This window comes from Pseudomonas sp. NPDC089743, assembly GCF_044748785.1.
GTDB classification, from domain to species: domain Bacteria; phylum Pseudomonadota; class Gammaproteobacteria; order Pseudomonadales; family Pseudomonadaceae; genus Aquipseudomonas; species Aquipseudomonas putida_X.
Genome location: NZ_JBIVGS010000003.1, coordinates 436,758 through 450,989, shown reverse-complemented (window position 1 = coordinate 450,989; position 14,232 = coordinate 436,758). Strand labels below are relative to the sequence as shown.

General features: G+C 62.3%; 15 protein-coding genes. 3 read left to right on the top strand and 12 right to left on the bottom strand.

The features are described 5' to 3' along the window. Nucleotides 1-77 precede the first annotated feature (77 nt). From ACIPZC_RS08900 to xerD, 6 genes are all read right to left on the bottom strand, one after another. Entirely contained in the window at nt 78-359 is a 282-nt protein-coding gene (locus tag ACIPZC_RS08900) for a DUF3509 domain-containing protein (protein ID WP_241804344.1), read from the bottom strand. 79 nt (nt 360-438) lie between these two features. Then, a complete protein-coding gene (locus tag ACIPZC_RS08895) occupies nt 439-837 on the bottom strand; it encodes a histidine kinase (protein ID WP_400626268.1) in 399 nt (132 codons plus the stop codon). Between the two features lie 126 nt (nt 838-963). Further along, nucleotides 964-2,373 (bottom strand): threonine synthase, encoded by a 1,410-nt coding sequence (gene thrC, locus ACIPZC_RS08890; RefSeq protein WP_241804342.1) that lies wholly within the window; start codon nt 2,371-2,373, stop codon nt 964-966. Nucleotides 2,374-2,531: 158 nt separating this feature from the next. Further along, a complete protein-coding gene (locus ACIPZC_RS08885; RefSeq protein ID WP_241804341.1) occupies nt 2,532-3,836 on the bottom strand; it encodes a homoserine dehydrogenase in 1,305 nt (434 codons plus the stop codon). A gap of 83 nt (nt 3,837-3,919) precedes the next feature. After that, the gene (dsbC, locus tag ACIPZC_RS08880; protein WP_267818339.1) at nt 3,920-4,681 is read right to left on the bottom strand and encodes a bifunctional protein-disulfide isomerase/oxidoreductase DsbC; all 762 of its coding nucleotides are present in this window, start codon (nt 4,679-4,681) and stop codon (nt 3,920-3,922) included. A 152-nt stretch (nt 4,682-4,833) separates the two neighbouring features. Further along, on the bottom strand, nt 4,834-5,730 hold the full coding sequence (gene xerD / locus ACIPZC_RS08875; RefSeq protein ID WP_400626265.1) for a site-specific tyrosine recombinase XerD: 897 nt from the start codon (nt 5,728-5,730) through the stop codon (nt 4,834-4,836). A 68-nt stretch (nt 5,731-5,798) separates the two neighbouring features. Between xerD and ACIPZC_RS08870 the strand changes: the two genes are divergently transcribed. Further along, complete coding sequence (locus tag ACIPZC_RS08870) at nt 5,799-7,625, top strand: cation:proton antiporter (RefSeq protein ID WP_400626263.1); 1,827 nt, start codon at nt 5,799-5,801, stop codon at nt 7,623-7,625. Between the two features lie 4 nt (nt 7,626-7,629). Here the strand turns inward: ACIPZC_RS08870 and ACIPZC_RS08865 are convergent, their stop codons facing one another. From ACIPZC_RS08865 to ffh, 6 genes are all read right to left on the bottom strand, one after another. Beyond that, nucleotides 7,630-8,037 (bottom strand): acyl-CoA thioesterase, encoded by a 408-nt coding sequence (locus ACIPZC_RS08865; RefSeq protein WP_267818343.1) that lies wholly within the window; start codon nt 8,035-8,037, stop codon nt 7,630-7,632. A gap of 94 nt (nt 8,038-8,131) precedes the next feature. Then, nucleotides 8,132-8,482 carry a 50S ribosomal protein L19 gene (gene rplS, locus ACIPZC_RS08860; RefSeq protein WP_008094487.1) on the bottom strand — a complete coding sequence of 117 codons (351 nt, stop codon included), beginning with the start codon at nt 8,480-8,482 and terminating at the stop codon, nt 8,132-8,134. Between the two features lie 42 nt (nt 8,483-8,524). Beyond that, the gene (gene trmD, locus ACIPZC_RS08855; RefSeq protein ID WP_008094486.1) at nt 8,525-9,277 is read right to left on the bottom strand and encodes a tRNA (guanosine(37)-N1)-methyltransferase TrmD; all 753 of its coding nucleotides are present in this window, start codon (nt 9,275-9,277) and stop codon (nt 8,525-8,527) included. 3 nt (nt 9,278-9,280) lie between these two features. Continuing rightward, complete coding sequence (gene rimM, locus ACIPZC_RS08850) at nt 9,281-9,817, bottom strand: ribosome maturation factor RimM (RefSeq protein WP_400626260.1); 537 nt, start codon at nt 9,815-9,817, stop codon at nt 9,281-9,283. A 5-nt stretch (nt 9,818-9,822) separates the two neighbouring features. After that, nucleotides 9,823-10,074, bottom strand: a complete 252-nt coding sequence (rpsP, locus tag ACIPZC_RS08845; protein WP_012315971.1) for a 30S ribosomal protein S16 — start codon at nt 10,072-10,074, stop codon at nt 9,823-9,825. A 235-nt stretch (nt 10,075-10,309) separates the two neighbouring features. After that, a complete protein-coding gene (gene ffh / locus ACIPZC_RS08840; protein WP_241804335.1) occupies nt 10,310-11,686 on the bottom strand; it encodes a signal recognition particle protein in 1,377 nt (458 codons plus the stop codon). A 295-nt stretch (nt 11,687-11,981) separates the two neighbouring features. Between ffh and ACIPZC_RS08835 the strand changes: the two genes are divergently transcribed. Both ACIPZC_RS08835 and ACIPZC_RS08830 read left to right on the top strand, forming a co-directional pair. Next, on the top strand, nt 11,982-12,791 hold the full coding sequence (locus tag ACIPZC_RS08835) for an inner membrane protein YpjD (RefSeq protein ID WP_241804334.1): 810 nt from the start codon (nt 11,982-11,984) through the stop codon (nt 12,789-12,791). 9 nt (nt 12,792-12,800) lie between these two features. Further along, nucleotides 12,801-14,006 (top strand): transporter associated domain-containing protein, encoded by a 1,206-nt coding sequence (locus ACIPZC_RS08830; protein ID WP_400626257.1) that lies wholly within the window; start codon nt 12,801-12,803, stop codon nt 14,004-14,006. The last annotated feature ends 226 nt before the right edge of the window (nt 14,007-14,232 follow it).

The following is a 14,232-nucleotide window of genomic DNA, read 5'->3' as shown; positions in this document are numbered from 1 at the left end:
TCTTGGACTTCCCGTGACAACCCGCCATCACCGGAGCTGTGTGCTGGCTGGCTGCCCTACTGTGTCTGATGCGCCACTCAGGCAAAGGTTCCCGCAGGTTGTTGGCGTTGCTGCAAAGCCGCGATGACACAAGGCTGCAGGCGCCCCTCGGCGATCTGCAGGTCACGGTGAAGGCCATCGACCAGGTCGATCAGCAGGCGCTGCTCCTGTAACTGGCGTTGGCTGACCGTTCGGCGCAAGGTCATGCCACCGAGGCTGTCGACAACGGTGAGTTGCCGATTACCACTGGCATCGGCGGCGCCAAGCTGGGTCTGATAAGGGCTCAGTGCATCATTAAGCAGTCTGCAGATTCTTTCCATCCGGATCACTCGCTGCGTGGTGGTCTATGAAGAAACTGACCAGCAAGCGCAACGGAAAGTTCGTTACGCTTGAGCTGTTTCAATGAGCATGCGTGGGGGATGTGAACGTTTGAATACGCTGCAAGGCCTGTTGCCAGCGCCGCACCGGCAGCGGCCACGGCAAATCGGCCAGCACCCAGAGGCCACGCTCGCGTGCTTGCTCGGCAAGGTTGGGACGGTGCTCGCTGGCACAGCCGACGAAAAGCAAGGCGCGTGAACAGCGGTTGCGCTGCAGACGTTCGAGCAAGGCCTGGCCGCCTTTCATCGAATGGTCGAGGATCAGCAGGTCGGCACCGCGCTTGCGTGCAAGGCAGGCATTGAGGTCAAGCAGATCATGGGTGATGCGCACGTCGAAAACGCCCAGGGCATTGCACGCCTGATGCAGGAGAATCTGGTGGGAAGGCCGAGCCTGGTGAATCAACACGTAGGGCTGATGCATGAGCCACTCCTGAGGGAAGGACGGGCCACTGTATGCAGCGCTTAACGCGTTTTACATAGGAAAAATCTGAATAAAACCAGGGAAAAGTCTAAAAGCGGGGCCGCGCAGCGGCCCCCTTCATCACGATTAAAGCGGCTTGCCGCGGTTACCGTGCTGGCTGACGAAGGCCTGGACGGCCTTGAGGTCGTTGGCCAGAACCGTGCAGCGCTCCTCTCGGCCGAACAGGTCGCTCAGGTGCGCAGGCAGCTCCAGCGCCTTGCCGACGCCCGCCTTCTCCACGGCCTCCGGGAACTTGACCGGGTGCGCGGTGCCCAGCACCACCATCGGGGTATCCAGGCTGCGACGGCATTCGCGCGCGGCCTTCACGCCGATCGCGGTATGCGGGTCGAGTACTTCACCTGTGCTGGCGAAGACCTCGGCGATGGTCTGGCAGGTCTGCTCGTCGCTGACGGCCAGCGAATCGAACAGCTTGCGCGCCTCGGTCCAGCGGTCCTGGTCGACGCTGAAACCGCCACCCTGCTTGAAGTTGGCCATCAATTCGCCGATAGCCGCGCCGTTGCGACCATGGAGGTCGAACAACAAGCGCTCGAAGTTGGACGAGACCATGATGTCCATCGACGGCGACAAGGTCGCGTGCAGGGTTTCCTTGACGTACTGGTTGCCGCTCATGAAGCGGTGCAGGATGTCGTTGCGGTTGGTGGCAACCACCAGCTGGCTGACCGGCAGGCCCATGTTGCGTGCCAGGTAGCCGGCGAAGATGTCGCCAAAGTTGCCGGTCGGCACCGAGAACGCCACCGAACGCGCCGGGCCGCCGAGCTGCAGGGCAGCGTGGAAGTAGTAAACGATCTGGGCCATGATCCGCGCCCAGTTGATCGAGTTGACCGCGACCAGGCGGGTGCCTTTGAGGAACGACTGGTCGGCGAAGCTGGCCTTGACCATCTCCTGGCAGTCATCGAAGTTGCCTTCGATGGCGATGTTGTGGATGTTGTCGCCGAAGATGGTGGTCATCTGGCGGCGCTGAACCTCCGACACGCGCTGGTGCGGGTGAAGGATGAAGATGTCGACGTTGTCGCAGCGGCGGCAGCCTTCGATCGCGGCAGAGCCGGTGTCGCCGCTGGTCGCGCCGATGATCACCACGCGCTCGTTGCGCTTGGCCAGCACGTGATCGAGCAGGCGCCCGAGCAGCTGCAGGGCGAAGTCCTTGAAGGCCAGCGTCGGCCCGTGGAACAACTCAAGAACCCACTCGTTGCTGTTCAGCTGGCGCAGCGGAGCGACCGCGGCGTGGGCGAATTCGCCGTAGGTCTCTTCCAGGATCTTCTTGAAGTCGGCGTCGGCAATGCTGCCCTCGACGAACGGGCGCATCACACGGAAAGCCAGCTCGTGATACGGCAGGCCCGCCCAGGAAGCGATTTCTTCCTGGGTGAAGCGTGGGAGGTTCTCTGGCACGTACAGGCCGCCATCGCTGGCCAGGCCAGCCAGCAGGACGTCTTCGAAATTCAGGGCCGGTGCCTGGCCGCGGGTGCTGATATAGCGCATATGCAAACCTTCGGTTTGAGCGGCAAGCTGCGAGTTGCAAGAAAAAGCCGATCGGCATTTCTCTTACGCCCTGCACTGCCCTTGCCGCAAATTTAAACTGTTAAAAGCCTCAACACCGAACTGCTTTTTCTTGCAGCTTGCAGCTTGAAGCTTGCCGCTTAGTTGAGCTGTTCGACGCGGATGCGCACGACCTTGCCGACCACGTCCTGCAATGCTTCCAGAGCGACGATGGCGTCGTTGATGCTCTTTTCGACCACACGGTGGGTCAGCAGGATCATCGGCACCAGGCCGTCCTGTTCCTCGGCTTCCTTCTGCATGATCGACTCGATGTTGATGCCGCGCTCCGAGAGGATGCTCGCCACCTGGGCCAGCACGCCGGGGTGATCCTTGGCCTGGATACGCAGGTAGTAGGCGCTCTGGCAGGCGTCGATCGGCAGGATCGGGTGCGCCGACAGCGAATCCGGCTGGAAGGCCAGGTGCGGTACGCGGTTTTCAGGGTCGCTGGTCATGGCGCGGACAACGTCGACCAGGTCGGCGACCACCGAGGAGGCGGTGGGCTCCATGCCGGCGCCGGCGCCGTAGTAAAGGGTGGAGCCTGCCGCATCGCCATTGACCATCACGGCGTTCATCACGCCATTGACGTTGGCGATAAGACGGTCGCTCGGGATCAGCGTCGGGTGCACGCGCAGCTCGATGCCTTCTGCAGTGCGGCGGGCCACACCCAGGTGCTTGATGCGGTAGCCCAGGGCTTCGGCGTAGTTCACATCGGCGGTGGTCAGCTGGGTGATGCCTTCGGTGTAGGCCTTGTCGAACTGCAGCGGGATACCAAAGGCGATGGATGCCAGGATGGTCAGCTTGTGCGCGGCATCGATACCTTCGACGTCGAAGGTCGGGTCGGCTTCGGCATAACCCAGCGCCTGCGCTTCGGCCAGCACGTCGGGGAAGGCGCGGCCTTTTTCACGCATCTCGGTGAGGATGAAGTTGCCGGTGCCGTTGATGATCCCGGCCAGCCAGTTGATGCGGTTGGCCGACAGGCCTTCGCGGATCGCCTTGATCACCGGGATGCCACCTGCCACTGCGGCTTCGAAGGCCACGATCACGCCCTTCTCACGGGCCTTGGCGAAGATTTCGTTGCCGTGTACGGCGATCAGCGCCTTGTTGGCGGTGACCACGTGCTTGCCGTTGTCGATGGCCTTGAGCACCAGGTCGCGGGCGATGGTGTAGCCACCGATCAGCTCGATGACAATGTCGATCTCCGGGTTGCTCGCAACGTCGAACACATCAGCGGTAATGGGGGTACCGGTAATCTGGCAGTTCGGGTTAGGCGAGCGCATGGCGATCTGTGCCACTTCAATACCGCGCCCGGCACGGCGGGCAATCTCCTCGGCGTTGCGCTGAAGTACATTGAAGGTTCCGCCACCGACGGTCCCCAACCCACAGATGCCTACTTTGACCGGTTTCACTGTGAACTCCCCATTGAACGGCCGGCACCTGCGCCGACCGTGAAACATGCCGTCACCCCATGACGACGGCGTACTGAATGATTTTACTTGGCGGCCTGCTGTTGGCCGGCCAGGGCCAGTTTGGCCACTTGCGGTGCCGGTTGATAACCTGGAATCACCTGGCCATTTTCGAGCACGATCGCCGGCGTGCCGTTGACGCCGATCGACTGGCCCAACTGGAACTGCTTGCCGACCGGGTTGGTGCATTTGGCGGCCTTGATTTCCTTGCCGTCGATCATCTTGTCCAGCGCTGCGCGGCGGTCACTGGAGCACCACACGGCCTGCAGCTGCTCGTCACCCGGCGAGCCGAGCCCCTGGCGCGGGAAGGCGACATAGCGCACTTCGATACCGCGACGGTTGAGCTCTGGCACTTCGGCGTGCAGCTTGTGGCAATACGGGCAGGTGGTGTCGGTGAATACGGTGATGTGCGACTTGGTCTGGCCCTTTGCAGGATAAACCACCATCTCGGCGGCTGGAATGCCATTGATGAGCTTGGCGACCCCTTGGCGTTCGGTCTTCTCGGTCAGGTTGACCGGCTTGCCGTCCTGGATCTGGTACAGGTAGCCCTGCATGACGAACTGGCCATCGGCGCTGGCGTACAGCACACGGCCGCCCTGCAGCTTGACTTCATACAGGCCGTTGAGCGGGCTGCTGGCCACGCTCTCGACCGGCACTTCCAGCTCAAGGTTCTGCAACGACTTGCGAATCGCCTGCTCGGCAGCGGCATTGCTGTCGGTCGCCGCGGCAACGGCAAAGGTACTGGCCAGCGCCAACGCGGCGGCGGCGAACATCTGGGTCACGCGCATGGGAACTCCTGAAGGCGGACAGGGGCCGAGGGGCGTCACCTGCGGAAAAACGCGGCGACCGTGCGGCCCTTGGTGCAAACCGCCCAAGCCTACCACAACACGCTACCGGTGAAGGGGTCTGCGAGTACCGGCCGGCGGAACATGAAAATCATTCATCCACGTGGGTGGTGCTGTGCGTGCAGTTGCTGCAGGCGGGCCTTGGCCACATGGGTATAGATTTGCGTGGTCGACAGATCGCTGTGCCCCAGCAGCATCTGCACCACGCGCAGGTCGGCACCGTGGTTGAGCAGATGAGTGGCGAAGGCGTGACGCAAGGTGTGCGGCGACAGGGGCTTGTCGATACCGGCTACCCGCGCGTGATGCTTGATGCGGTGCCAGAACGTCTGGCGGGTCATCTGCTCCCCGCGCAAGCTGGGGAACAACACATCGCTCGGGCGCCCGCTGAGCAGCTCGGCGCGCCCGTCGCGCAGATAGCGCTGCAGCCACAGCACCGCCTCTTCGCCCATGGGCACCAGGCGCTCCTTGCTGCCCTTGCCCATCACCCGGAGCACGCCCTGGCGCAGGTTCACCTGGTCCAGGGCAAGGCTGACCAGTTCGGTAACGCGCAGACCACAGGCATACAGCACCTCAAGCATGGCGCGGTCGCGCTGGCCAATGGCTTCGCCAAGGTCAGGGGCCTGCAACAGGGCCTCGACGTCGGCTTCCGACAGCGACTTGGGCAAGGGCTTGCCCAGCTGCGGCATTTCTATCTGCAGGGTCGGGTCGACGGCAATGAGCTTTTCCCGCAGCAAGTAGCGAAAAAAGCCACGCAGACCGGAGAGAAAACGCGCTGTAGAACGGGGTTTGTAACCCTGATCCAGGCGCCAGGCCAGGTGATCGAGGATCAGCTCCCGACCGGCCTCAGGCAAGGCCAGGCCGTGATCCTGCAGCCAGCCATTGAACAGCGCCAGGTCACTGCGATAGGACTGGCGAGTGTTGTCTGAAAGGCCTTTTTCCAGCCACAGGGCATCAAGGAACTGGTCGATCAAGGGGTGGTCAAGGGCAGGCATGAAAACTCGGTGGCAAACGACGAAATGACGCTTAGTCTTTCATAACAACGCCGGCATAGGGAGCCCACATGAACGAACAGCAGATCCTTCTTAGTGTGGGCGGTATCGGTGCCGCCGCCCTCGCCTGCCAGTGGCTGGCCTGGCGCCTGAAGCTTCCAGCCATTCTCTTTCTGCTGCTGGCCGGCATAACGCTGGGGCCGTTGCTCGGCTGGCTCGACCCGCAAGCGCTGTTCGGCCCGTTGCTGATGCCTCTGGTGTCACTGGCGGTGGCACTGATCCTGTTCGAAGGCAGCCTGACCCTGCACCTCTCGCAATGGCGGGAGATCGGCAGCGTGGTGCACCGACTGGTCACCGTCGGCGCCCTGTCGACCTGGCTGGTGATCGCCCTGGCCACGCACTGGCTGCTGGCGTTCGACTGGCCGCTGGCAATCCTGTTCGGCACCTTGACCCTGGTCACAGGCCCTACGGTCATCGTACCGATGCTGCGCGTGGTACGGCCCAAGGCGACCATTGCCAACATCCTGCGTTGGGAAGGCATCGTCATCGACCCGATCGGTGCCCTGCTCGCCGTCGTGGTGTACAGCTTCATCATCGCCAGCGCCGATGGCGATGGCCTGAGCCAGAGCCTGGGCACCTTTGCCGGGGTGATCTTCTGCGGCAGCGCCCTGGGCGCCGCCGGCGGCTGGCTACTGGGGCAGATCATGCGCGAGCAATGGCTGCCGGAATACCTGCACAACCTGGCGTCGCTGGCTGCCGTACTGGGTATTTTCATCGCCGCCAACCAGATCGTTCACGAGTCCGGGCTGCTGGCGGTGACGGTCATGGGCATGTGGCTGGCCAACATGCGTGGCGTGGATGTACGGCAGATCCTGCACTTCAAGGAGAACCTCAGCGTACTGCTGATCTCTGGCCTGTTCATCCTGCTGGCCGCACGGCTCGACCTGCACGCCCTGCTGGGGCTGGGCCCGGCCGTACTGGCACTGCTGCTGGTGATCCAGCTGGTGGCGCGGCCGTTGAATGTCTTGCTGTCAACGCTGGGGTCCACGCTGAACTGGCGGGAACGGGCGCTGCTGGCCTGGATCGCACCGCGCGGCATCGTAGCCGCCGCAGTGTCGGCGATATTCGCCATCCGCCTGGATGAGGCCGGGCATCAGGACGCGCTGCTGCTGGTGCCGCTCACCTTCGCAGTGATCATCGGCACGGTCGTGCTGCAGAGCGCGACGGCGCGCCCCCTGGCGCGCCTGCTGAAAGTGGCGGAGCCTGCGCCCAGCGGTTTTCTCATCGTCGGCGCCAACGAGCCTGCACGCACCCTCGGCAAGGCTCTGCAACAACTGGGTTGCCGTGTGTTGCTGACCGACTCGAGCTGGGAAAACATTCGTGCGGCACGCATGGAGGGGCTGCCGACCTACTTTGGCAACCCGGCTTCGCAACATGCCGACGCGCACCTGGACCTGGTAGGCCTCGGCCACCTGCTAGGGCTGTCACCTGCTGGGGAAATCAACGCCTTGGCCTGTGCGCGCTTTCGCCATGACTTCGGCCACGGCCGTTTGTATGTGCTGGCCAGCGGCCTGGAGAAGCAGCGCAGCGACAAACACCGGGCCAGCGAAGAGCACCGCGGCCAACTGCTGGGCTCCAGCCCGATGACCTACCAGCAAATGGCCAATCGCCTGCATCATGGCGCGGAGCTGTACAGCACCACCCTGACCGAGGGCTTCGACTGGGGCAATTACCAGGCGCTGCATGGCGAGCGCGCACATCTGCTGTTTGCCCGGGATACCCAGGGCTGGGTGCATGTATCAAGCCCGGAGAACCCGCTTGCGCCGCAACCTGGCTGGACCTTGGTAGCACTGGTAGAACCGGCCCCCGTCACCGAGACGACTGCCGCGCCGGGTTGAGCCCTCAGGCCTGTGGCAACACCGGCACCGGGCGCTTGTCCTCGTCGATGGCGACAAAGCTGAACACACCATGGATCGCACGCTCGCGCCCATCCAGGTACATGTTCTCGACGAATACGTCCACTTGAACCTGCAGGCTGGTGTTTCCGACCTTGATCACCGTGCCCACCAGCTCGACGATAGTGCCCGCCGGGATCGGGTGCTTGAAGTCAATGCGGTCGGTGGAGACGGTCACCAGCGGCAACCGGCAAAAGCGCGTAGCGGCGATGAACGACACTTCGTCCATCCAGGCCAGCGCAGTGCCGCCGAACAAGGTGTTGTGGTGGTTGGTGGTGCTGGGGAATACCGCTTTGGTCACGCGGGTCACCGACAACTCGGTGCGGCGCTGAATTTCCTGGTCTCGGCTGGTCATGTCCGTCACTTCTTTCGGGTTTCAAAACGCAAAAAAGCAGCCCGAAGGCTGCTTTTTTCTCGCTAGGCGGCCAGAGCCACCGGGCAAACTGTACTCAGGACAGTTTTTCCTTGATGCGAGCGGCTTTGCCGGACAGGTCGCGCAGGTAGTACAGCTTGGCTTTACGCACGTCACCACGACGTTTCACGGCCAGGCTGTCGATCTGCGGGCTGTAGGTCTGGAAGGTACGCTCAACGCCAACGCCGCTGGAGATTTTGCGCACGGTGAAGGCGCTGTTCAGGCCACGGTTACGCTTGGCGATAACGACGCCTTCGAACGCCTGCAGACGGGAACGCTCACCTTCCTTCACTTTAACCTGAACGACGATGGTGTCGCCTGGTGCGAAGGTCGGGATTTCCTTGCTCATCTGCTCGGCTTCGAGCTGCTGGATGATCTTGTTGGTCATGCTGTGCTCCTAAGATGGATACGTGATCCACCATCGATACGTTTAACTATCGTCCCGCTCGCGGAGATATTCCTCGAGCAGCTTCTTCTCTTCTCCAGAAAGCGAGCGACTTTCCAGAAGATCGGCGCGTCGTTCGAAGGTCCTACCAAGGGACTGCTTCATCCTCCAACGCCGGATGTGTGCATGGTTGCCACTTAGCAACACGTCGGGAACACGCTGATCCGCATACACCTCAGGTCGGGTGTAGTGCGGGCAATCGAGCAGACCGTCGGTGAAGGAGTCTTCCTCCGCCGAGTCCACATGCCCTAAAGCTCCGGGCAGCAGCCGTGTAACCGCATCGATCAGTACCATGGCCGGCAGCTCGCCACCGGAAAGCACATAGTCGCCAATCGACCACTCCTCATCGACATGAGCTTCGATAAAACGCTCGTCGATGCCTTCATAACGACCGGCGATCAGGATCAGCGATTCCTGTTCGGCCAGGCCTTTGACCGCTTGCTGAGTCAGCTTGCGGCCTTGCGGCGAAAGGTAAATCACCTTTGCCGATGCTCCGGTCGCTTGCCTGGCGCTAACCAGGGCGTCTTCCAGAGGCTTGATTTTCATCACCATGCCCGGGCCACCGCCAAACGGCCGATCATCCACCGTGTGGTGGCGATCTGTGGTGTAGTCCCGCGGGTTCCAGCAGGTCACCTGAAGCAACCCCTGTTTTACCGCGCGGCTGGTAATGCCGTACTCCGTGATGGCCGAGAACATCTCGGGGAACAACGTGATGACGTCTACGCGAAGGTTACCCATCGTTTAGAAGTCCGCGTCCCATTCAACCCGCATCACGCCTGCTTCCAGGTCGATTGCCAGCACACATTGCCCCGTATAGGGCAACAGACGCTCGCGATCATCCAGGCTGCCTGCGCAGGGCTTGACCACCATGACATCGTTCGCACCGGTCTCCAACAGGTGATCGACCTTGCCGAACAGCTGTTCGTCCTGGTTGATGACCTTCAGGCCCTGCAGCTGGTACCAGTAGTACTCGTCTGCGGCCAGGTTGGGCAAAAGGCTCCGCGCAATGCAGATTTCGTAGCCGCTCAGAAGACGCGCTTCATCACGATCATCGAGGCCTTTCAGTTTAACGACCAGGCCCTTTTGGGAGCCACGACCGCTGACCAGCTCGACCTGCTTTACCTTGCCTTCGTGCCGAAGCGTCCAGCGTGGATAATCCAACAGGTTTTCAATCGGATCGGTAAAGGAATACACCTTCACCTCGCCGCGAACGCCGTGAACCGAAAAAATCTTGCCAACGACGATGAGGTCGTCAGCCTTTTCTGGCGTCGCGTTCATATTGCTCAGGCAGCGGCCTTGGCAGCGTCCTTCAGCAGCTGAGCAACACGCTCAGACGGCTGTGCGCCTTGGCTCAGCCAGTAGCTGACGCGCTCTTGGTTGACCGACAGCTTGACTTCAGCGCCAGCAGCGATCGGGTTGAAGAAACCTACGCGCTCAACGAAACGGCCGTCACGGGCGTTACGCGAGTTGGTCACGGTCAGGTGGTAGAAAGGGCGCTTTTTCGAGCCGCCACGGGCAAGACGGATGGTTACCATGTGAACATCGTTCCTATAGTCGGTGCTGCAAATCTGAATGCCAAATAGGCACACGGGTGCCCAAAAGGCCGCATATTCTCGGGGAATACACGGACATTTGCAAATGACTTTTTCGACAAGGCCTCGCCCTGCCGTCCAGATTTGCCGGTTGAGCCACGGATTGCGTGGCCGTTGCCCCGCCGCAGCGGGGGTTCTGAGCGCTCATCCTGCAAAAGACAAGCGCCCGGAATAAGGGTTACAGCTTAGGCATGCCGCCACCCGGCAGCATCCCGCCCAGGCCGCGCATCATCTTGGCCATGCCGCCCTTGGCGGAGAATTTCTTCATCATCTTCTGCATCTGCTTGTGCTGCTTGATCAGCCGCCCGATATCCTGCACCTGGGTACCAGAACCCAGGGCGATCCGGCGCTTGCGCGAACCGCTGATCAGGTCAGGGTCGCGACGCTCGGCCGGGGTCATGGAGTTGATGATCGCCTCCATCTGCTTGAACTGCTTCTCGGCCGCGCCCTGGGCATTGCCCATCTGCGACAGGTTCACCCCGCCGATGCTCGGCAGCTTGTCCATCAGGCCGCCCAGGCCGCCCATGTTCTTCATCTGTAGCAGCTGATCGCGGAAGTCTTCGAGGTCGAAGCCCTTGCCCTTCTTCAGTTTCTTGGCCAGCTTGTCGGCCTTGGCCTTGTCGATGGTCTGCTCGGCCTGCTCGATCAGGCTGAGCACGTCACCCATGCCGAGGATGCGCGATGCCACACGGTCCGGGTGGAAGGGCTCGAGCGCCTCGGTTTTCTCACCCATACCGATGAACTTGATCGGCTTGCCGGTGATGGCACGCACCGAAAGCGCAGCACCGCCACGGGCATCACCGTCGACCTTGGTCAGCACCACGCCGGTCAGCGGCAGGGCTTCACCGAAGGCCTTGGCGGTATTGGCGGCGTCCTGGCCGGTCATGGCATCGACCACGAACAGGGTCTCGACCGGCTTGACCGAAGCATGCAACGCCTTGATCTCGTCCATCATGTCGGCGTCGATGTGCAAACGGCCGGCGGTGTCGACGATGACCACGTCGATGAACTTGAGCTTGGCCTCGCGGATCGCCGCTTCGGCAATGGCGACAGGCTTCTGGCTGATATCGGACGGGAAGAAGGTCACACCGATGTCGTTGGCCAGCGTTTCCAGCTGCTTGATGGCTGCCGGGCGGTAAACGTCGGCCGAAACGACCATCACGCTTTTCTTCTTGCGCTCCTTGAGGAAGCGCGCCAGCTTGCCGGCGGTGGTGGTCTTGCCCGCACCCTGCAAGCCGGCCATCAGCACCACGGCAGGCGGGGCAGCATTGAGCGCGAGGTCCTCGTTGGCCGCGCCCATCAGGCTTTCCAGCTCGGCCTGGACGATCTTCACGAACGCCTGGCCCGGGGTCAGGCTGCGCGACACCTCGGTGCCGACGGCGCGTTCTTTCACGCTGTTGACAAAATCCTTGACCACCGGCAGGGCAACGTCGGCCTCGAGCAGGGCCATGCGCACTTCGCGCAACGTATCCTTGATGTTGTCTTCAGTCAGCTTGGCCTTGCCGGTGACATGGCGCAGCGTCTGTGACAGGCGGTCGGTCAGGTTTTCGAACATGGTGATCCTTTCAGGCCAAGTAAAAGCCGAGGTTTGTCAGGCGCCCAGATGAATATGCACACGCGCTGGGCACAGCAAGGCGGCGATTATAGCGAAGAGCGGCGGCGGCGCACACCTCAGCTTCCCGGCGGCACCTTTGAAGCTGCAAGGCGCAAGCCGCGAACCATCAGAAAATCCCCTCCCCACACGCATCTGCCTTCGTTTGCGGCGTGCAGCTTGAAGCTTGCAGCTCACTAGCCCCCCCAGCGCGATCTATGCCAAACTCCGTTTCTTTAAGGCTTGCCCACCAGGACTTATGGTCTCCTCACCCAGCCTCATCCCCAACCTGATCGCCGCCGGCCTATATATAGCGGCGACCGTTTATCAGGGTTCGCGCCTGGCCCAGTCGAACAAAGCCGACAAACGGCTGCTCGGCCTGCTCGGCGCCCTCGCCGTGATCGCCCAGAGCGGCGCACTGTTCTTTCAACTGATCACCCCGCTGGGGCTGAGCCTGGACTTCTTCAGCGCCGCCAGCCTGATCGCCGTGGCGGTCATTACCCTGACCCTGCTGGCCTGCCTGCGCATACCGGTGGAAAACCTGTTGGTGCTGCTGTTCCCGCTCGGCGCCATCACGGCCCTGCTGGCCCAGTTCGCCCCACCCGGCACCGTTCCGCTGATCGATGAAGAGCCGGGGATTCTCGCCCATATCCTGCTGTCGATCCTGGCCTATGGGCTGTTCACCATCGCGGTGTTCCAGTCGCTGCTCCTGCTGCTGCAGGACCACCAGCTGAAAAACAAGCACCCTTCCGGGCTGATCCGCAACTTCCCACCGTTGCAGACGATGGAAAGCCTGCTGTTCGGCTTCCTTTGGGCGGGCTGGTGCCTGTTGTCGCTGTCGCTGATCTCCGGCTGGCTGTTCCTGGACAACCTCTTTGCCCAGCACCTGGTGCACAAAACCCTGCTGGCCTGCGTGGCCTGGATCGTCTTCAGCGTACTGCTGTGGGGGCGCACCCGCCTGGGCTGGCGTGGCCACAAGGCGATCCGCTGGACGCTGGCCGGTTTCTGCCTGCTGATGCTGGCCTATTTCGGCAGCAAGCTGGTTCGCGAATTCATCCTGCATATCTGACGGTCGCCCATGGACACCCTGCCGTACGCTCCGCTACTCGGCACTCTGGCACTGGCGCTGCTGTGGTCGGCGCTGTTTAGCGCGGTAGATGCCGCCCGCCTGCAGCTCAACGGCTCGTTACGCCCCGGTCATGACGAGCACCCCGTATTACCAGCCCAGGCCCTGGTACTGTGTGCCAGCGCGGGCAAGCTTCTGGTGCTGGGCCTGGCCTGCCTGATGGGCCAACGCTTCAACGGCGAGCACGGTTTCTGGCTGGCAGGCCTGGCCGCCACCGCTGGCTTGCTGATTTTTGCCGAGTACCTGCCGCGGCGCCTGGCGCGGCGCAATCCGCAGGCCTTCATCAGCCTGGGCGTCAGCCTGCTGAAGCTGCCATTGGCGCTGCTGCAACCCTTGGCCTGCCTGCTGGACGGCTGCGCCAGGCTGCTGTTGCGGCCGTTTCGCGTGCCGCCCACCGCAGTGGCCCTGCACCCGCAGGCAGATGATGACTTCAGCGACGATGAAGACCACGACATGCCGCGCCACGGCCTGCTCGATGGCCTGCACTCGCTGAACAAGGTCACCGTCAACGACATTCTGGTGCCGCGCAACGAGGTCGACGGCATCAACCTCGACGAGCCAATCGAGCGCATCATCGAGCAGTTGATCCTCAGCCGCCACACGCGCCTGCCGGTGTATCACAACGATATCAACCAGGTCGAAGCCATCCTGAACACCAAGCTGATCAGCCACCTGCTGCCCAAGGCCGAGCTGACGCTGGAGAAACTCCACGATGCCTGCTACGAGCCCTACTTCGTCCCCGAAAGCACGCCACTGCAATTGCAGCTGCTGAACTTCCACAAGCAGCAGCGCCGGCTAGGCGTGGTGGTAGACGAATACGGTGAGGTACTGGGTATCGTCACGCTGGAAGACATACTCGAAGAGATCGTCGGCGAGTTCGAGGAAGAGCACAGCCTCGACAACCCCCATGTTCACCCACAGCCCGATGGCACCTTCGTCATCGAGGGCGCCGCTTCGCTGCGCGAAATCAACCGCACCCTGGGCTGGCACCTGCCCAGCGACGGTGGGCCGAAGACCCTGAACGGCTTGGTCACCGAGGCCTTGGAAAGCATCCCGGAAAGCGCTGTGTGCCTGAAGATCGGCCGCTATCGCCTGGAAATCCTCGAAACAGAGGACAATTGCGCCAGCAAGGTACTGGTGTGGACCGTGACCCGCTAGCTATACTCGGGTCACGCTTACCCAGCCCTGCCGTCCCGCCCGCTACCCGCACCCGGCGCCTCACGGCCAGCGCGCCCCACTGATGCGCCCTGCGGTCCTGCTTCAACACCCTGAACAGTGCCCGCTCCCGCCCCTATCCCCCTTGGGCTATCGTCAGTCGGGCGCACAAGAACAATACGCTCCGGCGTCCGCGAACCGTACCTGCCCTTTATTGGCCGGCGGAAAC

What these genes read in the sequence shown, in the direction of transcription:
- ACIPZC_RS08900 (WP_241804344.1), bottom strand. Translation starts at nt 359, where the DNA reads ATGGAAAGAATCTGCAGACTGCTTAATGATGCACTGAGCCCTTATCAG.
- ACIPZC_RS08895 (WP_400626268.1), bottom strand. Translation starts at nt 837, where the DNA reads ATGCATCAGCCCTACGTGTTGATTCACCAGGCTCGGCCTTCCCACCAG.
- thrC (WP_241804342.1), bottom strand. Translation starts at nt 2,373, where the DNA reads ATGCGCTATATCAGCACCCGCGGCCAGGCACCGGCCCTGAATTTCGAA.
- dsbC (WP_267818339.1), bottom strand. Translation starts at nt 4,681, where the DNA reads ATGCGCGTGACCCAGATGTTCGCCGCCGCCGCGTTGGCGCTGGCCAGT.
- xerD (WP_400626265.1), bottom strand. Translation starts at nt 5,730, where the DNA reads ATGCCTGCCCTTGACCACCCCTTGATCGACCAGTTCCTTGATGCCCTG.
- ACIPZC_RS08870 (WP_400626263.1), top strand. Translation starts at nt 5,799, where the DNA reads ATGAACGAACAGCAGATCCTTCTTAGTGTGGGCGGTATCGGTGCCGCC.
- ACIPZC_RS08865 (WP_267818343.1), bottom strand. Translation starts at nt 8,037, where the DNA reads ATGACCAGCCGAGACCAGGAAATTCAGCGCCGCACCGAGTTGTCGGTG.
- rplS (WP_008094487.1), bottom strand. Translation starts at nt 8,482, where the DNA reads ATGACCAACAAGATCATCCAGCAGCTCGAAGCCGAGCAGATGAGCAAG.
- trmD (WP_008094486.1), bottom strand. Translation starts at nt 9,277, where the DNA reads ATGGGTAACCTTCGCGTAGACGTCATCACGTTGTTCCCCGAGATGTTC.
- rimM (WP_400626260.1), bottom strand. Translation starts at nt 9,817, where the DNA reads ATGAACGCGACGCCAGAAAAGGCTGACGACCTCATCGTCGTTGGCAAG.
- rpsP (WP_012315971.1), bottom strand. Translation starts at nt 10,074, where the DNA reads ATGGTAACCATCCGTCTTGCCCGTGGCGGCTCGAAAAAGCGCCCTTTC.
- ffh (WP_241804335.1), bottom strand. Translation starts at nt 11,686, where the DNA reads ATGTTCGAAAACCTGACCGACCGCCTGTCACAGACGCTGCGCCATGTC.
- ACIPZC_RS08835 (WP_241804334.1), top strand. Translation starts at nt 11,982, where the DNA reads ATGGTCTCCTCACCCAGCCTCATCCCCAACCTGATCGCCGCCGGCCTA.
- ACIPZC_RS08830 (WP_400626257.1), top strand. Translation starts at nt 12,801, where the DNA reads ATGGACACCCTGCCGTACGCTCCGCTACTCGGCACTCTGGCACTGGCG.